Below are 23,096 nucleotides of genomic sequence, written 5' to 3'. Positions count from 1 at the left end.
TCGGCAGCTAAGTTGACTCAGGCCCGTGGCTACCCCAGATCCCGGCGCAGGCACCCCGCCCGACGAGCCCGGCGCCGCAGCCCAGCCGGAGCCTGCGTTCACGGCGATGCCGCCGCCCGCGAAGAAGACCTCGCGGGCCGGCCGCGACCTGCGCGCCGCGATCGCGGTGGGCGCCGGTATCGGCGGCGCTTTGGTCGTCACGCTGGTGTTCGCCCCCCGCTTTTGGGTCCCGATCGTCGCGATGGCCATCCTGGTCGCCACCCACGAGGTGGTGCGGCGGCTGCGTGAAGCCGGATTCGTCATTCCGGTCATCCCGTTGCTGGCCGGCGGGCAGCTCACGGTGTGGCTGACCTGGCCGTTCCACGCCGCCGGCGCGCTGGCGGGCTTCGGCGTCACCGTGGTGGCGTGCCTGTTTTGGCGATTGTTCATGCAGGACAACCGCACACCGCCCGAACCCGCCGGTGGGTCCCCGTCGCCGTCCTACCTGCGCGACGCGTCCGCCACAATTTTCCTGGCCGCGTGGGTGCCGCTGTTCGCGTCCTTTGCCGCGTTGCTGGTGTATCCCGCCGACGGCGCGGGGCGGGTGTTCTGCCTGATGATCACGGTGGTCGCGTCGGACGTGGGCGGCTACGCCGTCGGCGTGTTGTTCGGCAAGCACCCGATGGTCCCGGCGATCAGCCCGAAGAAGTCCTGGGAGGGGCTCGCCGGTTCGCTCGTCCTGGGCATCACCGCGGCGACCCTGACCGCGACCTTCCTCGCCGGCAAACCGCCGTGGGTGGGCGCGCTGCTGGGTCTGGTGCTCGTTTTGACCTGCACGCTCGGCGATCTGGTGGAATCGCAGATCAAGCGCGACCTCGGCATCAAGGACATGGGCCGGCTGCTGCCCGGCCACGGCGGACTGATGGACCGCCTCGACGGCGTCCTGCCGTCGGCGGTCGCGGCGTGGACGGTGCTGACGCTCGTTCCCTAGGTCGGCCCGACGTGACCGATACTGGACAGGTCATGGTCCAACAACTGGTGTTCTCCGAGCCGCGACCCGGCAAGCCGCCGCGGCACCTGGCCGATCTCGACGCGGACGGCCGCGCCGCCGCCGTCGCCGAGCTGGGGCTGCCGGCCTTTCGCGCCAAGCAGCTGGCGCATCAGTACTACGGGCGGCTGATCGCCGACCCGCGGCAGATGACCGACCTGCCGGCCGGGCTGCGCGACGCGATCGCCGACACGATGTTCCCGATCCTGCTCACCGCGGTCTCCGAGGTGGCCTGCGACGCCGGCGAGACGCGAAAGACGTTGTGGCGGGCCCTCGATGGGGTCACCGTGGAGTCGGTGTTGATGCGCTATCCGCAGCGCAACACGGTGTGCATTTCGTCGCAGGCCGGCTGCGGCATGGCGTGTCCGTTCTGCGCGACGGGCCAGGGCGGGTTGAGCCGCAACCTGTCGACGGCCGAGATCCTCGAGCAGGTGCGCGCCGCCGCCGCGGTGCTGCGCGACGACTTCGGCCCCCCCAGTCAGCGGCTGTCCAACGTGGTCTTCATGGGCATGGGGGAGCCGTTGGCCAACTACGCCCGGGTGGTCGCCGCGGTGCGGCGCATCATCGCGGCGCCGCCCCACGGGTTCGGCATTTCGGCCCGTTCGGTGACGGTGTCGACGGTCGGCCTGGCGCCCGCGATCCGCAAACTCGCCGACGAAGGGCTCGCGGTGACCCTGGCGCTGTCGCTGCACGCGCCCGACGACGAACTGCGCGACACGCTGGTGCCGGTCAACAACCGGTGGAAGATCGCCGAGGCGCTCGACGCCGCACGGTATTACGCCGACGTCACCGGCCGGCGGGTATCGGTGGAGTACGCGCTGATCCGTGACGTCAACGACCAGCCGTGGCGGGCGGACCTGTTGGGGCAACGGCTGCATCGCGCGCTGGGGCCGTTGGTGCACGTCAACCTGATCCCGCTGAACCCGACGCCGGGCAGCGAGTGGGATGCGAGCCCGAAGGCGGTCGAGCGCGAGTTCGTGCGGCGGGTCCGCGCCAAGGGCGTGTCCTGCACGGTCCGCGACACCCGCGGCCGCGAGATCAGCGCCGCGTGCGGCCAGCTGGCCTTCGAGAACCGGTAGCTCGCTGGGGGCGGATGAACCGGACTACGGGCTGTCCCGTCGAGTAAGGCATGACTCCAGTAACGAGGTGTGCCATGAGGATTCGCTTGTCAGCCCTGAACAAAGCGTTTGCCGCGGCGCTGGTCGTCGCCGCGATGATGGTCGGCGTGGCCAGCGGACCACGCGCGCAGGCCGCCGACGACCGATTGCAGTTCACCGCGACGACCCTGAGCGGTGCACCCTTCAGTGGCGCCAGTTTGCAGGGCAAGCCGGCGGTGCTGTGGTTCTGGACGCCGTGGTGCCCGTACTGCAACGCAGAGGCTCCCGGCGTCAGCCAGGTCGCGGCCGCCAACCCCGGCGTCGCTTTCGTCGGCATCGCGGCGCACGCGGACGTGGGTGCGATGCAGGGCTTCGTCTCCAAGTACAACCTGAATTTCACCACCCTCAACGACACCGACGGCGCCATCTGGGCCCGCTACAACGTCCCCTGGCAGCCCGCCTACGTGTTCTACCGTGCGGACGGCAGCTCGACCTTCGTCAACAACCCGACCTCGGCGATGTCACAGCAGGAGCTCTCCGACCGGGTCTCCGCGCTGAGGTCCTGACCAAATGGACCAGGGTCTGGTCGGCCTGGCCTTCGCCGCCGGATTGGTGGCCGCGCTGAATCCGTGTGGGTTTGCCATGCTGCCCGCCTACCTGTTGCTGGTGGTGCGCGGCCGGCGACCCGACGAACGCTCCGGCGTGGCCGCCACCGGGCGGGCGCTGGCGGCCACCGTCGGGATGGCGCTGGGCTTCTTGACCGTGTTCGGCGTGTTCGGCGCGCTGACCGTGTCGGCGGCCACGACCGTGCAGCGCTACCTGCCGTACGCCACCGCGCTGGTCGGCGTGGTGTTGATCGTGCTCGGTGCCTGGCTGCTGTCGGGTCGGGAACTGTCGGCCCTGGCCTCGCGGCCGCTGGGGCCGAGGTGGGCCCCCACGGTGCGGCTGGGCTCCATGTACGGCTACGGCATCAGCTACGCGGTCGCCTCGCTGTCGTGCACCATCGGGCCGTTTCTGGCCGTCACCGCAGCCGGCCTGCGCGGGGGATCGATCGTCACCGGCGTGGCGATCTACCTCTCCTACAGCGCGGGGCTGACCCTGGTCGTCGGTGTGCTCGCCGTCGCCGCCGCGACGGCGAGCACCGCGATGGTGGACCGGCTGCGCCGAATCCTGCCGTTCGTCAACCGGATCGGTGGCGCGCTGCTGGTGCTGGTCGGGCTGTACGTCGCCTACTACGGCAGCTACGAGGTGCGCCTGTTCGGCGCAAACGCCAACCCGCGGGACGCGGTGATCACCGCGGTCGGTCGCCTGCAGGGTGCGACTGCCGGCTGGGTGCACCAGCACGGAATATGGCCGTGGCTGGTGGCCATGCTCGCGTTGGCGGTCGTCGTGATCGGCGGCGCCTGGCATCGCCGGGTGAAACGCCAGGGCAAACGGGGAGCGGCTACCTGATCCAGCCGCGCCGGCGGCCCCACAGGTCGCGGATCAGGACGACGAGGACCAGGGCCGCGAAGCCGATCAGGAACCAGTCCTCGATGTGGCCGACGTGGTTGCCGCGCAGCATCGCCAGCAAGAGCCCGAAGATGCACAGGCCGACGATGTGCCAGGTCCGGTGATTGATCCGGCTCCAACCCCACGCCGCCGACGGCACCTCGACGGAGTCGACGCCGGTGAAGTGTTCGACCTCGGTACTGGCCACGGCGAATCCCTTTCGGATCGGATCGGCTTGCTGAACCCAAATTCTGGCATAAGGCCGCGCCGCGGGCGCGGCCGCATCGTGGCCCCCGTCCGGGCCGGGCGGCACAATGAATGGGTGACCAACCCGACGACCGACGGGCAAACCCCGGGCCGCGTGCGCGTGCTGGTGCTGGGCAGCACCGGCTCCATCGGCACCCAGGCGCTGGACGTCATCGCGGCCAATCCGGACCGCTTCGAAGTGGTCGGCCTGGCCGCGGGTGGGGCGAACCTGGACACGCTGCTGCACCAGCGCGCCGCCACCGGTGTGACCAACATCGCGGTCGCCGACGAAGCGGCGGCGCGGCGGGCCGGCGACATCCCCTTTGCCGGGCCCGAGGCCGTCACCCGGCTGGTCCAGGAGACCGAGGCCGACGTCGTCCTCAACGCGCTGGTGGGGGCGCTGGGCCTGCGGCCCACCCTGGCCGCGCTGGAGTCGGGCGCCCGGCTGGCGCTGGCCAACAAGGAATCGCTGATCGCCGGCGGTCCGCTGGTGCTCAAGGCCGCCAAGCCCGGCCAGATCGTGCCGGTCGACTCCGAACATTCCGCGCTGGCCCAGTGCCTGCGCGGCGGGACTCCCGACGAAGTCGCCAAGCTGGTGCTGACCGCGTCCGGCGGCCCGTTCCGCGGCTGGACCGCCGCCCAGCTCGAGGACGTCACCCCCGAGCAGGCCGGCGCCCACCCGACGTGGTCGATGGGCCCGATGAACACGCTGAACTCGGCCTCGCTGGTCAACAAGGGGCTCGAGCTCATCGAGACCCACCTGCTGTTCGGCCTTCCCTATGACCGCATCGAGGTGGTCGTGCACCCCCAGTCGATTGTTCATTCGATGGTCACCTTCGTCGACGGCTCGACCCTCGCCCAGGCCAGCCCGCCGGACATGAGGCTGCCGATCGCGCTGGCCCTCGGCTGGCCGCGCCGGGTGCCCGGCGCGGCCGCCTCCTGCGACTTCAGCACGGCGTCTAGCTGGGAATTCGAGCCCCTGGACAACGACGTCTTCCCCGCCGTCGAGTTGGCCCGGCACGCCGGGCAGACCGGCGGCTGCATGACCGCGGTCTACAACGCCGCCAACGAGGAGGCGGCGCAGGCGTTCCTGGCGGGCCGCATCGGGTTCGGTGCCATCGTCAAAACCATCGCCGACGTGCTGCACGCCGCCGACCAATGGGCCGTCTCACCCGCTAACGTGGATGAGGTACTCGACGCGCAGCGCTGGGCACGGGAGCGGGCCCAGCGTGTCGTCGCACAGGCGCAGCCCGCCAACTTATCGGTCAAAGCCTCCGGAGCGGTGTGAGAAAGGTCCTCGCAGCCTAATGATGTTCGTCATCGGCATTGTGCTGTTCGCACTGGCCATCCTGATCTCGGTGGCCCTGCACGAGTGCGGCCATATGTGGGTTGCGCGCGCCACCGGCATGAAGGTGCGGCGCTACTTCGTCGGCTTCGGCCCCACGCTGTGGTCGACCCGCCGCGGCGAGACCGAGTACGGCCTCAAGGCCGTGCCGCTGGGCGGATTCTGCGACATCGCCGGCATGACCTCGGTGGAGGAGCTGGCGCCCGACGAGACCGACCGCGCCATGTTCAAGCAGGCGGTCTGGAAGCGCGTCGCGGTGCTGTTCGCCGGGCCCGCCGCGAACTTCGTCATCTGCCTGGTGCTGCTCTACGGCATCGCGCTGGTGTGGGGCCTGCCCGACCTGCACCCGCCCACCAAGGCGGTGGTCGGCGAAACCGCTTGTGTGGCACCGGAAGTGGCGCCCGGCAAGATCGCGGACTGCACCGGGCCCGGGCCGGCGGCACTCGCCGGAATCCGCCCCGGCGACGTCATCGTCAAGGTGGGCGACACCCCGGTGTCGACCTTCGAGGAGATGGCCGCGGCCATCCGCAAGGTGCACGGCAACACCCCGATCGTCGCCGAGCGGGACGGCACCGCCATCACCACGTATGTCAACGTCACGCCCACGCAGCGCTACCTGACCACCGGGCCCGACGGGCAGGGCGCTCAACCGCAAGCCTCGACGGTCGGCGCCATCGGCGTCGGCGCCGTCCGGACCGGCCCGACGCACTACGGGGTGCTCTCGGCGATCCCGGGCAGTCTTGCGTTCGCCGGGGACCTGACCGTCGAGGTGGGCAAGGCGCTCGTGACGATTCCCACCAAGGTCGGTGCGCTGGTGCACGCCATCGGCGGCGGCCAGCGCGACCCGCAGACGCCGATGAGCGTGGTCGGAGCCAGCATCATCGGCGGCGACACCGTCGACCACGGACTGTGGGTGGCGTTCTGGTTCTTCCTGGCCCAGCTGAACCTCATCCTGGGCGCGATCAACCTGGTGCCGCTGCTGCCCTTCGACGGCGGGCACATCGGGATCGCGATGTTCGAAAAGGTCCGCAACCTGATCCGCTCGGCCCGGGGCATGGTCGCGGCCGCGCCGGTGAACTACCTCAAGCTCATGCCGGCGACGTACGTCGTGCTGGTGTTCGTGGTCGGCTACATGCTGCTGACCGTGACCGCCGATCTGGTCAACCCGATCAGGCTGTTTCAGTAGGAGAACTCATGTCCGTTGGCCTGGGCATGCCGGACGCCCCGGCGCCCACGCTCGCACCCCGGCGCAAAACGCGCCAATTGATGGTGCGCGACGTCGGGGTCGGCAGCGACCACCCGATCTCGGTGCAGTCGATGTGCACCACCAAGACCCACGACGTCAACACCACGCTGCAGCAGATCGCCGAGCTGACCGCGGCCGGCTGTGACATCGTCCGCGTGGCCTGCCCGCGTCAGGAGGACGCCGACGCGCTGGCCGAGATCGCCCGGCACAGCCAGATCCCGGTGATCGCCGACATCCACTTCCAGCCGAAGTACATCTTCGCCGCGATCGACGCGGGATGCGCCGCGGTGCGGGTGAACCCGGGCAACATCAAGGAATTCGACGGCCGCGTCGGCGAGGTCGCCAAGGCCGCCGGCGCCGCCGGCATCCCGATCCGCATCGGGGTCAACGCGGGCTCGCTGGACAAGCGGTTCCTGCAGAAGTACGGCAAGGCCACCCCCGAGGCGCTGGTCGAGTCCGCGCTCTGGGAGGCCTCGCTGTTCGAGGAACACGGCTTCGGCGACATCAAGATCAGCGTCAAGCACAACGACCCGGTGGTGATGGTCGCCGCGTACGAGCAACTGGCCGAGCGGTGCGACTATCCGCTGCACCTCGGCGTCACCGAGGCCGGCCCCGCGTTCCAGGGCACCATCAAGTCCGCGGTCGCCTTCGGCGCGCTGCTGTCGCGCGGGATCGGCGACACCATCCGGGTGTCGCTGTCGGCGCCGCCGGTCGAAGAGGTCAAGGTCGGCATCCAGATCCTCGAGTCGCTGAACCTGCGCCCGCGCGGGCTCGAGATCGTGTCCTGCCCGTCGTGCGGCCGCGCGCAGGTCGACGTCTACACCCTGGCCAACGCCGTCTCGGCGGGCCTCGACGGCCTCGACGTCCCGCTGCGCGTCGCCGTGATGGGCTGCGTGGTCAACGGTCCGGGCGAGGCCCGCGAGGCCGACCTCGGCGTCGCATCGGGAAATGGCAAGGGGCAGATCTTCGTTCGCGGCGAGGTGATCAAGACCGTGCCCGAGGCGCAGATCGTCGAGACCTTGATCGAGGAAGCGATGCGCATCGCCGCCGAGATGGGCGGCGATCACGGACCGGACACAACATCGAGCGGTTCGCCGGTTGTGACCGTAAGCTGATAAACGCCAGCGCCCTGGCCCTGAGATCGCACCACAGAGAGTTCGCCACATGTCGGCTCCGCCCCTTTTCCGCCTGGTCGGCGAGCGTCGGGTGTCCGTGGTGCGTGATGCGGCCGCGGTCTGGCGGGTTCTCGAGGACGATCCCGTCGCCTCGTGCATGGTCGCGGCCCGGGTGGCCGACCACGGCATCGACCCCAATTCCATCGGCGGGGAACTGTGGACGCTGCGCGGCGCCGAGCAATCGCTGTGCTTCGCCGGCGCCAACCTGATCCCGCTGCGCGGCGCCCCGGCCGACCTGAGCGCGTTCGCCGACGAGGCCATGCGCGGCACGCGGCGCTGCTCGTCGCTGGTCGGCAGGGCCGACCTGGTGATGCCGATGTGGGAGCGGCTCGAGGGGGCGTGGGGGCCGGCCCGCGACGTGCGCGACCGCCAGCCGCTGCTGGCGTTGTCCACCCACCCGAGCTGCGACATCGACACCGCGGTGCGCCAGGTCCGGCCCGAGGAGCTGGACGCCTACCTGGTGGCGGCCGTCGACATGTTCATCGGCGAGGTGGGCGTCGACCCGCGGATCGGGGATGGCGGTCGCGGCTACCGGCGGCGGGTGGCCAGCCTCATCTCGGCCGGTCGCGCCTGGGCGCGGTTCGAGCACGGCCAGGTCGTCTTCAAGGCCGAGGTGGGCTCGCAGTCGCCGGGGGTCGGCCAGATCCAGGGGGTGTGGGTGCACCCGGAGTGGCGCGGCCTGGGCCTGGGCACCGCCGGCACCGCCACGGTCGCCGCGGTGATCGTCGGCAGCGGGCGGACGGCCAGCCTCTACGTCAACGACTTCAACGCGGTGGCGCGCGCGGCCTACGCCCGCGTCGGCTTCGCCGAGATCGGCACCTTCGCGACGGTGCTGCTCGACTAGTTGCGCACCCGGCAGCGACCGCCGCCCGGCTGGGCGGGCGCCGGCCGGCGAACGCCCGACTGCCCGGGCGCTCGGCGTCGGGGCGAGCTGCCACGACCACGCATAACGGTTCGGTCTCGGTGTGGCGGCGCCGCAGTTCACGCCGCAGCTCATAACATCAGCACCGATGGTAACTAGAACAACAGCGGCCTCATCCGTTTCAGGCCTGCTGCTCGTCGCGGTCATCGCGCTGTCCGGGTGCACGCCCCGGCCCGACGGCCCGGGCCCGGCCGCGGAGAAGTTCTTCCGCGCCCTCGCCGTCGGCGACACCGCGACGGCCGCCCAGCTCAGCGACAGCCCCAACGAGGCGCGCGAAGCGCTCAACGCCGCCTGGTCCGGCCTGCAGGCGACCCACCTCGACGCGCAGGTCCTCAACGCCAAGTACGCCGAGGACACCGGCACGGTCGGCTATCGTTTCGCCTGGCACCTGCCCAAGAACCGCGTCTGGAGCTACGACGGCCAGCTGAGGATGGCGCGCGACGAGGGCCGCTGGCGGGTGCGCTGGACCACCACGGCTCTGCACGCCAAACTGGGCGAGCACCAGACGTTCGCGCTGCGCGCGGATCGGCCGCGCCGCGCCTCGGTGAACGAACTCGGCGGCAGCGACGTGCTGGTGCCCGGCTACGTGTACCACTACACGCTGGACGCCACCCAGGCCGGACCCGCGCTGTTCGGTACGGCGCACGCGGTGGTCGACGTACTGCACCCGTTCAACGACACGCTCAACGACCCGCAGCTGCTCGCCGAGCAGGCCAGCTCGACACCCCACCCGGTCGACCTCGGCGTCACGCTGCACCCCGACGACAACGACAAGGTGTTCCCGGCGATCGGCCGGCTGCCCGGCATCGTGGTCACGCCCCAGCCCGAAATGCTGCCCACCGACCCGCATTTCGCGCCCGCGGTCGTCGCCGCGGTGAAGAAGGCGGTGGTGGACCAGCTCGACGGCGAGGCCGGCTGGCGGGTGGTGAGCGTCAACCAGAACGGCGTCGAGGTCGAGGTGCTGCACGAGGTCGAGGGATCACCGGCCCCCTCGGTGTCGCTCACGATGGACCGCGCGGTGCAGAACGCCGCCCAGCATGCGGTGGACACCCGCGGCGGCAAGGCGATGATCGTGGTGATCAAGCCCTCGACCGGGGAGATCCTCGCGATCGCCCAGAACGCGGGCGCCGACGCCGACGGCCTGCCGGCCACCACCGGGCTGTTCCCGCCCGGGTCGACGTTCAAGATGGTCACCGCCGGCGCGGCGGTCGAACGCGACATGGCCACGCCCAACACCATGCTGGGCTGCCCGGGCCGCCTCGACATCGGGCACCGCACCGTCCCCAACTACGGGGGCTTCGACCTCGGGGTGGTGCCGATGTCGCGGGCGTTCGCCAGTTCGTGCAACACCACCTTCGCCGAGCTCAGCAGCAAGATGCCCCCGCGCGGCCTGACCCAGGCGGCGTCCCGCTACGGGCTCGGGCTGGATTACCAGATCGACGGCATCACCACGGTGACCGGCTCGGTGCCGCCGACGGTCGACCTCGCCGAGCGCACCGAGGACGGCTTCGGCCAGGGCAAGGTGCTGGCCAGTCCGTTCGGCATGGCCCTGGTGGCGGCGACGGTCGCGGCCGGCAAGACGCCGGTGCCGCAACTGATCGCGGGCCGCCAGACGGCCGTGCAGGGCGACGCCACGCCGATCAGCCCGAAGATGATCGACGCGCTGCGGCCCATGATGCGGCTGGTGGTGACCAACGGGACCGCCAAGGAGATCGCCGGCTGCGGCGAGGTGTACGGGAAGACCGGTGAGGCCGAGTTCCCGGGCGGGTCGCATTCCTGGTTCGCCGGCTACCGCGGCGATCTGGCGTTCGCGGCGCTGATCGTCGGGGGTGGCAGCTCGGAGTACGCCGTCCGGATGACCAAGGTGATGCTCGAGTCACTGCCGCCGGACTTTCTGGCCTAGCAGTCCTACGGGCCCGGTCCGCTTCGGCCGCGGCGGCGGTAAATTGCGAGCATGACCGATACCGGCGGCGACATGGTGGCGTTGCGCGTCTCCGACGCCGACCGCAACGGCACGATGCGGCGACTGCACAACGCGGTCGCGCTCGGGCTGATCGACATCGACGAGTTCGAGCAGCGCTCCTCGCAGGTGTCCTACGCGCGCACGCGCGGGGAGCTGGACCATCTGGTCGGCGACCTGCCGGGACCGGGCGCCATCGTCACCTCGGCGGCCGACCGGGTGGAACTGCGCGGCTGGGCGGGCTCGCTGAAGCGGCACGGCGAATGGACGGTGCCCACCCGCCTGGCGCTGGTGCGCCGGCTGGGCTCGGTGGAACTCGACCTCACCAAGGCCCGGTTCGCCGGGCCGGTGGTGGTCGTCGAACTGGACATGCGGTTCGGCTCCGTCGAGATTCGATTGCCCGACGGCGCCAGCGCGTCGATCGACGACGTCGAGGTCTACGTGGGCAGTGCCAGCGATCGCCGCAAAGACCCGCCTGGTGAGGGCAGGCCGCACGTCGTGCTGACCGGGCGGGTGGTGTGCGGTTCGGTGATCATCCGGGGCCCGCGCCGCTCGCTGCTGCGCCGCCAGCGAGTCTGATCGCCGGGGGGACCCCGGTTAAGCTGGTCGCATGCCCGCTCGCACCGCGCTTTCCCCCGGAGAGTTGTCCCCGACTCTGCCGGTGCCCGGCAGCGTCCCGCGCCCCGAGTACGCCTGGAAGCCGACGGTCCAGGAGGGCAGCGAGCCGTGGGTGCAGACGCCCGAGGTGATCGAGAAGATGCGGGTCGCCGGCCAGATCGCGGCGCGCGCATTGGTGGAGGCGGGCAAGGCGGTCGCGCCCGGGGTCACCACCGACGAACTCGACCGGATCGCCCACGAATACATGGTCGACCACGGCGCCTATCCCTCGACGCTGGGCTACAAGGGCTTCCCGAAGTCGTGCTGCACGTCGCTCAACGAGGTCATCTGCCACGGCATCCCCGACTCGACGGTGATCGAGGACGGTGACATCGTCAACATCGACGTCACCGCCTACATCGACGGCGTGCACGGCGACACCAATGCCACCTTCCTGGCCGGCGACGTCGCCGAAGAACACCGGCTGCTGGTGGAGCGGACCCGGGAGGCGACGATGCGCGCCATCAACGCCGTCAAGCCAGGGCGTGCCCTGTCGGTCGTCGGCCGCGTCATCGAGTCGTACGCAAACCGGTTCGGCTACAACGTCGTTCGCGACTTCACCGGGCACGGCATCGGCACCACGTTCCACAACGGGCTGGTCGTCCTGCACTACGACCAGCCCTCGGTGTCGACCGTCATGCAGCCGGGCATGACTTTCACCATCGAACCGATGATCAACCTCGGCGGCCTGGACTACGAGATCTGGGACGACGGCTGGACGGTGGTCACCAAGGACCGCAAGTGGACCGCGCAGTTCGAGCACACCCTGCTGGTCACCGACACCGGCGTCGAAATCCTCACGCTGCCATGAGGGCCCCACTGCTCGCCGCGCACGGGTGAGCGGGGCGCTGCTGGTCGCCGGCACCAGCTCCGACGCCGGTAAATCGGTGGTGGTGGCCGCCCTGTGCCGGTTGCTGGCCCGCCGCGGAACCCGGGTCGCCCCGTTCAAGGCGCAGAACATGTCCAACAACTCCGTGGTCACCGTCGAAGGCGGCGAAATCGGTCGCGCCCAGGCGATTCAGGCCCGCGCGGCCAGCCTGGAGCCCAGCGTGCGGTTCAATCCGGTGCTGCTCAAGCCGGGCAGCGACCGCACCTCGCAGCTCGTGATCAAGGGCCGGGTCACCGACTCGGTCAGCGCGAAAAGCTATGTCCAACACCGCGATCGGCTCGCCTCCGTCGTGCTCGACGAATTGGCATGCCTGCGAGACGAATTCGACGCGGTCATCTGCGAGGGCGCCGGATCGCCCGCCGAAATCAACCTGCGTGCCACCGATTTGGCCAACATGGGGCTGGCCCGGGCCGCCGGCCTGCCGGTGGTCCTGGTCGGCGACATCGACCGCGGCGGCCTGCTCGCGCACCTGTTCGGCACCGTCGCGGTGCTCGAGCCCGACGACCAGGCGCTGATCTCCGGTTTCATCGTCAACAAGTTCCGGGGCGATCCCGCGCTGCTCGAGCCGGGATTGCGCCAGCTGCAGGCCATGACGGGGCGGCCCACCTACGGGGTGCTGCCGTACGCCGAGGAGCTGTGGCTCGATGCCGAGGACTCGCTGTCCGTGGTCGCGCACCGCGTCATCGGCACGCCCGCCCCGCCGCGCGGCGACGAGTGGCTGCGGGTGGCCGCGGTCCGGCTGCCCCGGATCTCCAACTCCACCGACGTCGAGGCGCTGGCCTGCGAACCGGGCGTGGTGGTGCGCTGGGTCGCCGACCCCGCCGGCGCGGCCGACGCCGACCTGATCGTCGTCCCGGGCAGCAAGGCCACCGTCGCCGACCTGTCCTGGTTGCGCGAGCGCGGCCTGGCCGAGGCGATCGTGTCGCACGCGCGGGCCGGCAAACCGGTGCTGGGGATCTGCGGGGGATTTCAGATGCTGTGCCGTCGTATCGATGACGCGGTGGAGTCCGGGGCCGGCGAGGTGCCGGGGCTGGGATTGCTCGACGCCGACATCGCCTTCGATCCGGCCAAGGCCCTGCGCCGCTGGCGGTGTGGGATCGACGGTCCCTTGGGCGGATACGAGATCCATCACGGGCGGATCGCGCGCTGCGCCGAGCAAACCTGGTTCGACGCCGGCACCGATCCGCAACCGCAAGGTGTGGTGCGCGGCGCGATCTTTGGGACGCATTGGCACGGCGTGCTCGACAACGACGACTTCCGGCGCGCCTGGCTCACCCGGGTCGCCGACGCGGCGGGCCGGGGCGGCTTCGTGGTCGACGACGACACCAACGTCGCCGCGCGGCGCGACGCCCAGCTCGATCTCGCCGCCGATCTGCTGGCCGCCCATCTCGACGTCGACGCCGTCCTCGGGCTGCTGCACGGCCCGCCGCCGGCGCGTCCGCATCTGGCAAGTCTGTTGCGCCCGTAAGGTATTCGCCGAAGTCGCGATGTGAACGCCGCCGTTGACGACGCGGCCGGCGGGCCGTCATCGAGTGCCGGTGGAAACTGTGTCCCTGTATCACATGCCGCAGAATCATCGCGCGCGCATGCCGTTTGGCTGTAGCGTGCTTGGGTGTCCTCGATGATGACCACCCTGGAGGGGTTCCCGGTCCCGGTCGTTGTGGCCGGACCGGAGACGGGCGTCGTCGTCGTCATATTGGGCGACGAGGAACGCGCCCCCGCCGCGTATGACGCGGTCTGCGAGCGCCTGCACACCGCATCGCTGCGGACGGTCGTGATCGGCTTCGACCCGCGGCTGACCCCCAAGTCGGTGATCGGCATTCTCGACGCGCTGGGAATCGGTTGGGCCGTCGTCATGGGCGACCGCGCCGGTGGCGACCTCGCGTGGGAACTGACGGCGACCCGGCTGGGCCGGTTCGTCGGGCTGGTGGTGATCGACCGCGGGCATCCGCGCGCCGGCGATCGCGACGGCGCCATCCGCGACGGGCACTGCCCACCGGTGGAGATCGGCACCACCGTGTTGGTCAGCTCGCCGGCCGCCCGGTCGGTGGCCCAGGCCAGCCAGCAGTACGTCTACGCCGACTACCGGGTGGTGCATCTGGGACGGCGCACCGTGCAGGAGTCGACGGCGCAACTGGCCGCCGAGATCATTTTGCGCACCAGCACCTGGTAGCGCCTGGTTGACTAACGGTCATGGCCTCCGACGATGACGCCGTGACCGACCCGATGCTCTCGCTGAGTGCCCTGCGGCAGCTGGTCGCCGCCGGCGCGGTGGACACGGTCATCGTGGCGTTCGCCGACATGCAGGGACGCCTGGTCGGCAAGCGGGTGGCCGCGCAACTGTTCGTCGACGAGGTGGCCACCCGGGGCGCCGAGTGCTGCGACTATCTGCTGGCGGTCGATGTCGACATGAACACCGTCGATGGCTACGCGATGTCGAGCTGGGACACCGGATACGGCGACACCGTGCTGACGCCCGATCTGTCCACCCTGCGGCGCATTCCCTGGCTGCCCGGCACGGCCCTGGTAATCGCCGATGTGGGCTGGGCCGACGGCAGCCCGGTCGCCGTGTCACCGCGGGCCATCCTGCGCCGCCAGCTCGATCGGCTGGCCCGGCGCGGGTGGAGCGCCGACGCCGCGACCGAGCTGGAATTCATGGTCTTCGACGAGACCTATCGCCAGGCGTGGGCCGGCGGATACCGCGGCCTGACCCCGGCCAGCGACTACAACATCGACTACGCGATCGCGGCGTCGTCGCGCATGGAGCCGCTGCTGCGCGACATCCGCAACGGAATGACCGGCGCGGGCCTGCAATTCGAGGCCGTCAAAGGCGAATGCAACAGGGGACAGCAGGAGATCGGTTTCCGTTACGCCGAGGCGCTCGTCACCTGCGACAACCACGTCATCTACAAGAACGGGGCCAAGGAGATCGCCGATCAGCACGGCAAGAGCCTGACGTTCATGGCGAAATACGATGAGCGAGAAGGCAACAGCTGTCACATACACCTCTCACTGCGCGACCCGCGGGGCGGCGCGGTGTTCGCCGACCCCGCCCGTCCGCACGGCATGTCGTCGACGTTCTGCAGCTTTGTGGCCGGGCTGCTGGCAACCCTGCGCGAATTCACCGTGTTCTATGCGCCGAACATCAACTCCTACAAGCGATTCGCCGACGGCAGCTTCGCGCCCACCGCGGTGGCCTGGGGGCTGGACAACCGCACCTGCGCGCTGCGGGTGGTCGGCCACGGACCCAACACCCGGGTCGAGTGCCGGGTGCCCGGCGGCGACGTCAACCCGTATCTGGCGGTGGCGGCGATCGTCGCCGGCGGGCTGTACGGTGTCGAACGGGGCCTCGAGCCACCGGAGCCCTACGCGGGGAACGCCTATCACGCCCCCGGGGTCGAGCGGCTGCCCGCCACCCTGGCCGAGGCGGCCTCGGCCTTCGAGCGCTCGGCGCTCGCGCGCGAGGTGTTCGGCGACGACGTGGTCGCCCACTACCTGAACAACGCCCGCGTGGAACTGGCGGCGTTCAACGCCGCGGTCACCGACTGGGAAAGGACGCGTGGTTTTGAACGGCTCTGAGCTGGATAGTGGCGACCCGCTGCGCCCGGCTGCGCCGCGCTTGCGATCGCCACGCAAGTCCGTGCGCCCGGTCGTGGGCCTGACCACGTACCTCGAGCGGGTGCAGACCGGGATCTGGGACATCCCCGCCGGATACCTGCCGACCGACTACTTCGAGGGCGTCATCCAGGCCGGCGGGATCGCCGTCCTGCTGCCCCCGCAACCGGCGGACGCCGAGGTCGTCGGCGCGGTGCTCGACGGCGTGCACGCGCTGGTGATCACCGGCGGTTACGACCTCGACCCCGCCAGCTACGGCCAGCAATCGCATCCCACGACCGACGAACCCCGCACCGACCGCGACGCCTGGGAGTTCGCGCTGTTGCGCGCCGCGCTGGACCGGGGGCTGCCGGTGCTCGGGATCTGCCGCGGCGCACAGGTGCTCAACGTCGCACTCGGCGGCACGCTGCACCAGCACCTGCCCGACGTGCTCGGGCACTGCGGGCACCGCGCCGGCGACGGGGTGTTCACCCGGGTGCCGGTGCGCACCGTCGCCGGCACCCGGGCGGCCGCGCTGGTGGGGGAGACCGTCGACGCGCCGTGCTATCACCACCAGGCCATCGACCGGGTCGGGGACGGGCTGGTGGTCAGCGCGACCGATCCCGACGGCGTCGTCGAGGCGCTGGAGCTCCCCGGGGACCGGTTTGTGCTTGGCGTGCAATGGCATCCGGAGCAGTCCCTGGAGGATCTGCGGTTGTTCGCCGCGATCGTGGACGCTGCCCGGGCGTATGCGGGGCGCTGACGTGGGCGCGACGCAACTGATCAACCCGGCGACCGAGGAGGTGCTGCGCACGGTCGAGCACGCCGACGCGGCGGCCGTCGACGACGCGGTGGGCCGCGCGCGGGCGGCGCAGCGGCGGTGGGCGCGGCTGTCCCCGGCCGAACGAGCCTCCGGCCTACGGGCTTTCGCCGCCGTCGTCGACGCCCATCTCGACGAGCTCGCGGCCCTCGAGGTCGCGAACTCGGGTCATCCCATCGGGTCGGCCGAGTGGGAGGCCGGCCACGTCCGCGACGTGCTGACCTACTACTCCGCCAGCCCGGAACGGTTGTCCGGCAAGCAAATTCCGGTGTCCGGCGGGCTGGACGTCACGTTCAACGAACCGCTGGGCGTGGTCGGTGTGATCGCCCCGTGGAACTTCCCGATGCCCATCGCCTGCTGGGGGTTCGCGCCGGCGCTGGCGGCGGGTAACGCCGTACTGGTCAAGCCCGCCGAGGCGACGCCGCTGACCACGATCCGCCTCGGTGAGCTGGCGGCCGACGCCGGCCTGGACCCAGACCTGCTCCAGGTGCTGCCGGGACCGGGCCCGGTGGTGGGGGAGCGGTTCGTCACGCACCCCGACATCGCCAAGATCGTGTTCACCGGCTCCACCGAGGTCGGCAAAAGGGTGCTGGCCGGGGCGGCGGCCCGCGTCAAGCGGGTGACCCTGGAGCTGGGCGGCAAGAGCGCCAACATCGTGTTCGCCGACTGTGATCTGGAGCGGGCGGCCGCGACCGCGCCGGCCGGGGTGTTCGACAACGCCGGGCAGGACTGCTGCGCCCGCAGCCGGATCCTGGTGCAGCGCAGCGTCTACGACCGCTTCATGGAGCTGCTCGAACCCGCCGTCAAAGGTGTCGTCGTCGGGGACCCCGCGTCCCGGGGCACCGAAATGGGCCCGCTGGTGTCGGCCGCGCACCGCGCCAGGGTGGCGTCCTACGTGCCCGACGGCGCCCCCGTCGCGTTTCGCGGCACCGCGCCGAGCGGGCGCGGATTCTGGTTCCCGCCAACGGTTCTCACCCCGCGGCGCACCGATCGCACCGTCACCGAAGAGATCTTCGGCCCGGTGGTCACGGTGCTGGCCTTCGACGACGAGCAGGACGCCGTCACGCTGGCCAACGACACCGCCTACGGCCTGTCCGGATCGATCTGGACGAACGACCTGTCCCGCGCCCTGCGGGTGTCCCGCGCGGTGGAAGCCGGGAACCTGTCGGTGAATTCGCACTCGTCGGTGCGGTACAACACCCCGTTCGGCGGTTTCAAGCAGTCGGGCCTGGGCCGCGAGCTGGGCCCGGACGCGCCGCTGGGATTCACCGAGACCAAGAACGTTTTCATCGCGATCGGAGAGGATTAGGCGATGGCGGTCGATCTCACCCAACGGTTGGCAGGCCGGGTCGCCGTCGTCACCGGCGCCGGCGGCGGCATCGGGCTGGCCTCGGCGCGGCGGATGCGCGCCGAGGGCGCCACCGTCGTGGTCGCCGACGTCGACCACGACGCGGGCGCCGCCGCGGCCGACGAGCTGTCCGGCCTGTTCGTGCCCACCGACGTCGCCGACGAGGACGCGGTCAACGCGCTGTTCGATACCGCGGCGCAGGCCTACGGCCGCGTCGACATCGCGTTCAACAACGCCGGCATCTCACCCCCCGACGACGATGTCATCGAGAACACCGAGCTGCCCGCCTGGCAACGCGTCCAGGACGTCAACCTGAAGTCGGTGTACCTGTGCTGCCGGGCGGCGTTGCGGCACATGGTTCCCGCGCGGCGCGGCTCGATCATCAATACCGCGTCGTTCGTCGCCGTCCTGGGGTCAGCGACGTCGCAGATCTCCTACACCGCGTCCAAGGGCGGGGTGCTGGCCATGTCGCGGGAGCTGGGGGTGCAGTTCGCCCGGCAGGGCATCCGGGTGAACGCGCTGTGCCCCGGGCCGGTCAACACCCCACTGCTGCAAGAGCTTTTCGCCAAGGACCCCGAACGTGCCGCGCGCCGGCTGGTGCACGTGCCGGTGGGCCGCTTCGCCGACCCCGGCGAAATCGCCGCGGCCGTCGCGTTTTTGGCGAGCGACGACGCGTCGTTCATCACGGCGTCGACGTTCCTGGTCGACGGCGGCATCAGCTCGGCCTACGTGACTCCGCTCTAACGGCGGCACCCACCGGCCCCGACCACGCGGGCGCCTTCGCCCGCCGGTCCCCGCCCAGGCCTTGCGCGGCGGACGCGGCCGTCGTCCAGCTGCGCGGCACCGACAGCGCGCCCAGCGACACCCCGCGGCCCACGCGCGCGTTCACCCCGTCGACGGCGGCCGGCCTGGGGAACAGTGTGCGCAGCGCCGCCGCCTTGTTCATCGAATTCAGGTGGCCGATCGCGAAATCCGACGGCGCGGTCAGCGAATTCAGCTTCGACAGCGACGGTGTCACCGAGGAAAGGGACGCCTCGAACGTGGTCCGCGATGCCGACGACAGGTGCTCGAGCGCGCCGGGAATGGCCGACATCACGCGGCGGCCGGCCGATATGACGTCGGGCGCCGCCTTCAACAGCCAGCTGTCTGCGCGCGCACCGGCGTCGGAAGGCGGAGGGGTGAACGGGGCCAACGTCGCCGCGCCGGCGGCGGCGTCGGCGTAGGCGTACATGGCGCCGGCGTTGCGCGCCCACATGGCGTCGTAGTCGGTGTCGACGTCCGCGATTGCCGCGCTGTGCTGGCCCAGCCAGTTCGCCGACACCAGTGCCGTGCGGCGCGCGCGGTTGCCCGCGATCGCCGGTGGGGGCACCGTCGCCGCGAACGCCGCCTCGTGCGCCCCGGCCGCCGCGCCCAGCTGCACGGCCGCCTCCTGGCTCCGTGCGGCGTTGGCGTCCAGCCAGTCGACGTAGCGGGCGGCCTCGCGCAGCGCCGAGGGCGCCGGGCCCTCCCATTGCGCCGCCAGCTTCGCGGTCACCGCCCGGTAGTCGGCCGCCGCGGTGCAGAGCCGCGCGGCAAGCTTGTCCCACGCCGCGGCGGCCGCGACCATCGATCCCGCACCGGGACCCGAATACATCAGCGCGGAGTTGATCTCCGGGGGCAGCGTCGCGAAATCCATTACAGCCTCCGCCGGGGGCGGGCGGTGTGGTTGATGCTCGAAAACATTGGGGGCGTCCTTCACGAGATAGACACGGGAGATATGAGCCCTGTCGCGCGAATGCGCGGCGTGCGGCGATCAGACGCGGGCGATGCAGAGCCGGGTCAACGTATCTCGGTCGGTGGCAATGATTGCGGGAGAACGGGATTGGGCGTGGTCGGGCGCCGCCCGCACCGGGCCGAACGTCGTCGGCGCCGGTGACAGGGCCACTTGCGCTGACGAACGGTTCCAGGTTTGGGGCCGTTCCTTCGTCATCCACATGCTGTGGAACGGCTTCTTGTTGGTGTTGTCCGCCGGTGCCGGCGACTCCCACGCGGCCGGCGCCGGGCGGCCGACGGCGGAGTGGAGGCCCCGGGGGAGCGCATGCGCGCCGACCCCGGCGGCCGGGCCGGACCAGGCGGCAGGCTCGGGCAGGCTGGACGCGGCGAACTGAGGCCGCAGCGACGAACCGGCTATCAGGGCGATGAACACACCCAGGGCTGCGACGATCGCGGTGGCGGGCCGCCACCGCCGAGTCTGACCGCCAACCCGGAACAACACAGTGCGCCGAATGTACAACGCGAATCGTGGTAAACCGGTCGGAACGAGCTGTGAAGTCGGTCCGAATCCACGGTCGGTGCAGCTAGGGGCGGAAAACGATGAGCGGGATCGCCATCTCGGCCGGGCTGGCTCCGCCGTGGAAACCGATCAGGCGCGAGGCTTCCGGCGGCTCGTGCGCGCTGGCCAGCACCGCCGTGTCGCCCGAGCAGACCACCACCACGTCGCCCAGCCGCTCCAGGTGCGGCGCGGCGACCGGCCCGAACATCCCGGTGCCCACCGCCTGCTCGCGGCTGTACACGGTCGCCCGGCCGCCGAGCACCTCGGCCCACGCGGCCCGCACGTCGGGCGCGGCGCCCGGCTCGGTGTGCAGGTAGCGGACCCGGGGCTCGCCGGCGACCACCCGGACGCCCCGGGCCAGCCGGGCGTCGGCGTCGAGGTCGATGCGGGCCTCCGGCGGGACGTTGAGGCCGCCGTGGTCGGCGGTCACCAGCAGCGCCGCGTTCGGCGGCAGCGCCTCGAGCAGGCGCGAAAGCAGCGTGTCGACGCTCGCCGCGGCCGCGTGCCACTGCTCGGAGCCGACGCCGAAGACATGGGCCGCGGTGTCGAGTTCGGCGGTGTAGCCGTAGACCAGTCCGGGCGCCGAGCGCAGGTCGTCGACCACCAGCTGGGCGTAGTCGTCGGCGGGGCCGGCCGGGCGGAATTCCGCGCCGCGGTACGCGGCCTCGGTCAGCCCACTGCCGAGGAACAGCGCCGGCAGCACCGCGCGGGCGCTGACGCCGGCCTCTTTGAGCCGCTGAAACCAGGTCGGCACCGGCTGCCAGACGGCCGGCGAGGGATCGTCGCGCCACCGGACGTGGTTGAGCACGGTCTCGGTGCCCGGCACCCGCAGGGTGAAGCCCAGAACCCCGTGCTCGCCGGGCGCCGCACCGGTGCCCAGGGACACCAGGCTGGTCGGCGTGGTCGACGGGAAGGTGCACTCCAGCCGGGTCAGCCGGCCGGTGGCGCCCCCCAGCACGGAGGCCAGCAGCGGCGCGCCGCCCGCCAGCTGCGGAAGCAGGTGCCAGCCCAGCCCGTCCACCAGCACGACGAGCACCCGGTCGATCCGATCGGAGCCGGCCCGCTCCGTCACCGCCAGGGTGTCGACCGCGCCCGGAACGCCGAGCAGGGCGGCCGCGGCGGGCAGCACGTCACGCAGGGAACCGGGCACCGGGCCAGTCTGACGTCGAAGCTAGACGCGCGCCAGTCGCCGGTCGGTCACCGCGTGGCCCCCTCCCGCGCCGTCAGCACCGAGACCACGGCCTGTCCCGGCGACGGTCCGCCGCCGTTCGGCGGCACGGTGCGGTGGGTGAGGACCTCGAAACCGTTGCGCTGCAATAAGTCACGGCAAGCGCGCGTCAGCAGAACGTTCTGGAACACCCCGCCGGTGAGCCCCACCAGCCGGGTGTCGCCGGCCACCCGCGCCACCACGTCGGCGACCGCGTCCGCGACCGCGAGGTGGAACGTCGCGGCCAGCACCGCGCGCGGCGTCCCGGCGTACAGCGCCGCGACCATCGTCTGCACCATCGGTACCGGATCGATCACCCCGTTGGGGCGCACCGCCAGCGGCAACGACGGCCGGGGCCGCCCGGGATCGCAGCCCGCCGACTCCGCCAGCGCCTCGAGCTCGACCGCGGCTTGCCCCTCGTAGTCGATGCGATGCCGCACGCCGAGCAGGGAAGCGACCGCGTCGAACAGCCGTCCCATGCTCGAGCACGGCACACAGCCCGTCCCGGTCTCCAGTTGCGAACGGACCAGGCGCAGTGCGTCATCGGTCGCGGCGGCGACGGGCGCCAGATCCGGGGTCCAATCGATGTCGGCCGTCCATAACTGGGACAGCGCCATCCGCCACGGTTCGCGCACCGCCGCATCGCCGCCGGGCATCGGCACCGGCCGCAGGTGGCCGACCCGGACGAACTGCCGGCTCCGGGCGCCCAGCGCCAAAATCTCTCCGCCCCAGATCGTTTCGTCACCGCCGTTACCGGTGCCGTCGAAGCAGACCCCGACGATGGGTTCGCCGATGCGCCCGCGCTCGGCCAGCAGCGACACCACGTCGGCGCGGTGGTGCTGAACGAGATCCAGCGGCCCCCCTGGTGCCGGGCACATGGTTCAGTACCCGTCTTCGGCCGCGGGTAGTGCCGCCCCGTGCAACGCCGCGACGATCTCTTCGACCGCCCGCGCCGCCCGGGGGACGGCCTTGGCGACCGGTTCGGTCAGCCCGATGCCTTCCTGGACGCTGCCGGCCTCGCACCCGACGACGACGGTGTAGGGCGGACGGCCGCCCAGCGCCCGCAGGCTGGCGAAGACGGCGGCGGGGTCCATGCTGTGGCCGTCCAGACCGCTTGTCCGCGAGGGTGTTTCGTGATCGGCCTGGAAGACGTGCAGCGTGCCGGGATGGCCGCGGCTGGGTACGGCGTCGACGAGGACCAGCGTGTCCCACTCCTCGAGCAGGTCATAGGCCAGGTGCATCCCCCTGATTCCGTAGTCGATGACCTGGACCATCGGATCATCTTGCGGCAGTTCGGCATTGCGGACCACTTCGGAGCCGAATCCGTCATCCCCCAGGAAGCTGTTGCCGATCCCGGCTACCAAGATGCGGGCTGTCATGCCGGCACCGCAGTCCGCCGGCTTTGATCGTCCGCCTCGCGCCACTGCGCCGCCCGTGCTGAAGTTCCCGTCGGCTGCACCGGGCGATCCGCCATGGCCGTCACCCCCCGACCGTGTCGACGGTGCGTTCCGTGATACCCCTCGAACTTCGAATCACGGTGCCGTGCACACGCGACGCGGCGCCCGAGACCTTGCCGCGCAGAACACGGGTCAACGGTGGTGCTGTCTGGACTGCCGCTTCCGTTGGCATGCTGCAGCTTTCCGGAGCCGGGCCGGGGCTCCTGCACCGCCGGAGTCGAACGTCGGCCCACTTGCGCGGCGCTGTTTTTTGGGTCTACTCCCGCTGCCGAGCGTTGTCAACGCTTCGCGCGCCTCGCACGCC

The 23,096-nt window shown here is 71.2% G+C and carries 22 protein-coding genes and 1 pseudogene; 17 read left to right on the top strand and 6 right to left on the bottom strand.

The genetic code is table 11. From position 1 onward, the window contains the following. Positions 1–25: 25 nt before the first annotated feature. From P6281_RS18145 to P6281_RS18130, 4 genes are all read left to right on the top strand, one after another. Positions 26–970 (top strand): phosphatidate cytidylyltransferase, encoded by a 945-nt coding sequence (locus tag P6281_RS18145; protein WP_036429090.1) that lies wholly within the window; start codon positions 26–28, stop codon positions 968–970. A 32-nt stretch (positions 971–1,002) separates the two neighbouring features. Next, positions 1,003–2,106: a 23S rRNA (adenine(2503)-C(2))-methyltransferase RlmN gene (rlmN, locus tag P6281_RS18140; RefSeq protein WP_008258789.1), complete on the top strand. Its 1,104-nt coding sequence runs from the start codon at positions 1,003–1,005 to the stop codon at positions 2,104–2,106. Between the two features lie 74 nt (positions 2,107–2,180). Beyond that, entirely contained in the window at positions 2,181–2,690 is a 510-nt protein-coding gene (locus tag P6281_RS18135; RefSeq protein ID WP_043955195.1) for a protein disulfide oxidoreductase, read from the top strand. A gap of 4 nt (positions 2,691–2,694) precedes the next feature. After that, positions 2,695–3,576 (top strand): cytochrome c biogenesis CcdA family protein, encoded by an 882-nt coding sequence (locus tag P6281_RS18130; protein ID WP_014942629.1) that lies wholly within the window; start codon positions 2,695–2,697, stop codon positions 3,574–3,576. Here P6281_RS18130 and P6281_RS18125 read toward each other — a convergent pair. Next, positions 3,569–3,823 (bottom strand): DUF2631 domain-containing protein, encoded by a 255-nt coding sequence (locus tag P6281_RS18125; RefSeq protein WP_036390065.1) that lies wholly within the window; start codon positions 3,821–3,823, stop codon positions 3,569–3,571. The genes P6281_RS18130 and P6281_RS18125 overlap by 8 nt on opposite strands. A gap of 114 nt (positions 3,824–3,937) precedes the next feature. Here P6281_RS18125 and dxr point away from each other — a divergent pair, with 114 nt between their 5' ends. The 13 genes from dxr (at position 3,938) to P6281_RS18060 (ending at position 18,561) form a co-directional block, all read left to right on the top strand. Continuing rightward, positions 3,938–5,149: a 1-deoxy-D-xylulose-5-phosphate reductoisomerase gene (gene dxr, locus P6281_RS18120; protein ID WP_020823213.1), complete on the top strand. Its 1,212-nt coding sequence runs from the start codon at positions 3,938–3,940 to the stop codon at positions 5,147–5,149. Between the two features lie 19 nt (positions 5,150–5,168). Further along, on the top strand, positions 5,169–6,392 hold the full coding sequence (locus tag P6281_RS18115) for a M50 family metallopeptidase (protein ID WP_008258786.1): 1,224 nt from the start codon (positions 5,169–5,171) through the stop codon (positions 6,390–6,392). An 8-nt stretch (positions 6,393–6,400) separates the two neighbouring features. Next, on the top strand, positions 6,401–7,567 hold the full coding sequence (gene ispG / locus P6281_RS18110) for a flavodoxin-dependent (E)-4-hydroxy-3-methylbut-2-enyl-diphosphate synthase (RefSeq protein ID WP_202288289.1): 1,167 nt from the start codon (positions 6,401–6,403) through the stop codon (positions 7,565–7,567). Positions 7,568–7,616: 49 nt separating this feature from the next. Next, positions 7,617–8,471, top strand: a complete 855-nt coding sequence (locus P6281_RS18105; RefSeq protein ID WP_009952679.1) for a GNAT family N-acetyltransferase — start codon at positions 7,617–7,619, stop codon at positions 8,469–8,471. 166 nt (positions 8,472–8,637) lie between these two features. Continuing rightward, positions 8,638–10,452: a penicillin-binding transpeptidase domain-containing protein gene (locus P6281_RS18100; protein ID WP_008258774.1), complete on the top strand. Its 1,815-nt coding sequence runs from the start codon at positions 8,638–8,640 to the stop codon at positions 10,450–10,452. Between the two features lie 51 nt (positions 10,453–10,503). After that, entirely contained in the window at positions 10,504–11,088 is a 585-nt protein-coding gene (locus P6281_RS18095; protein WP_008258773.1) for a DUF1707 SHOCT-like domain-containing protein, read from the top strand. 31 nt (positions 11,089–11,119) lie between these two features. After that, on the top strand, positions 11,120–11,977 hold the full coding sequence (map, locus tag P6281_RS18090) for a type I methionyl aminopeptidase (protein WP_014712069.1): 858 nt from the start codon (positions 11,120–11,122) through the stop codon (positions 11,975–11,977). A gap of 25 nt (positions 11,978–12,002) precedes the next feature. Then, positions 12,003–13,523 carry a cobyric acid synthase gene (locus P6281_RS18085; RefSeq protein ID WP_324738465.1) on the top strand — a complete coding sequence of 507 codons (1,521 nt, stop codon included), beginning with the start codon at positions 12,003–12,005 and terminating at the stop codon, positions 13,521–13,523. A gap of 153 nt (positions 13,524–13,676) precedes the next feature. Further along, the gene (locus tag P6281_RS18080) at positions 13,677–14,228 is read left to right on the top strand and encodes an alpha/beta hydrolase (RefSeq protein ID WP_008258770.1); all 552 of its coding nucleotides are present in this window, start codon (positions 13,677–13,679) and stop codon (positions 14,226–14,228) included. A 20-nt stretch (positions 14,229–14,248) separates the two neighbouring features. Continuing rightward, positions 14,249–15,634 (top strand): glutamine synthetase family protein, encoded by a 1,386-nt coding sequence (locus P6281_RS18075; RefSeq protein WP_324738464.1) that lies wholly within the window; start codon positions 14,249–14,251, stop codon positions 15,632–15,634. Next, positions 15,615–16,412 (top strand): gamma-glutamyl-gamma-aminobutyrate hydrolase family protein, encoded by a 798-nt coding sequence (locus P6281_RS18070; protein WP_324738463.1) that lies wholly within the window; start codon positions 15,615–15,617, stop codon positions 16,410–16,412. The genes P6281_RS18075 and P6281_RS18070 overlap by 20 nt, the downstream gene beginning before the upstream one ends. Position 16,413: 1 nt before the next feature. Continuing rightward, entirely contained in the window at positions 16,414–17,778 is a 1,365-nt protein-coding gene (locus tag P6281_RS18065; protein ID WP_233042105.1) for an aldehyde dehydrogenase family protein, read from the top strand. A gap of 3 nt (positions 17,779–17,781) precedes the next feature. Beyond that, positions 17,782–18,561 carry a 3-oxoacyl-ACP reductase gene (locus P6281_RS18060; RefSeq protein WP_014385437.1) on the top strand — a complete coding sequence of 260 codons (780 nt, stop codon included), beginning with the start codon at positions 17,782–17,784 and terminating at the stop codon, positions 18,559–18,561. Here the strand turns inward: P6281_RS18060 and P6281_RS18055 are convergent. The 5 genes and pseudogenes from P6281_RS18055 to P6281_RS18035 form a co-directional block, all read right to left on the bottom strand. Then, a complete protein-coding gene (locus P6281_RS18055; RefSeq protein WP_038536960.1) occupies positions 18,533–19,492 on the bottom strand; it encodes a PPE family protein in 960 nt (319 codons plus the stop codon). The two genes, P6281_RS18060 and P6281_RS18055, sit on opposite strands and share 29 nt — an antisense overlap. Positions 19,493–19,609: 117 nt before the next feature. Continuing rightward, entirely contained in the window at positions 19,610–20,071 is a 462-nt protein-coding gene (locus tag P6281_RS18050; RefSeq protein ID WP_014380670.1) for a hypothetical protein, read from the bottom strand. Between the two features lie 82 nt (positions 20,072–20,153). Further along, positions 20,154–21,278, bottom strand: coding sequence for an alkaline phosphatase family protein (locus P6281_RS18045; RefSeq protein ID WP_014380669.1), 1,125 nt, complete (start codon positions 21,276–21,278; stop codon positions 20,154–20,156). A gap of 47 nt (positions 21,279–21,325) precedes the next feature. After that, positions 21,326–22,192, bottom strand: a pseudogene (locus tag P6281_RS18040) (Kae1-like domain-containing protein); the annotation flags it as partial. A 24-nt stretch (positions 22,193–22,216) separates the two neighbouring features. Further along, positions 22,217–22,714, bottom strand: coding sequence for a hydrogenase maturation protease (locus tag P6281_RS18035; RefSeq protein WP_009955396.1), 498 nt, complete (start codon positions 22,712–22,714; stop codon positions 22,217–22,219). Positions 22,715–23,096: the final 382 nt, after the last annotated feature.

It is taken from the genome of Mycobacterium sp. 5-140-3-2, assembly GCF_035666375.1.
In the GTDB taxonomy this organism is placed as follows: domain Bacteria; phylum Actinomycetota; class Actinomycetes; order Mycobacteriales; family Mycobacteriaceae; genus Mycobacterium; species Mycobacterium intracellulare.
Note: the sequence above shows the minus strand (reverse complement) of the source record. Positions and strands in the feature narration are given on the sequence as shown.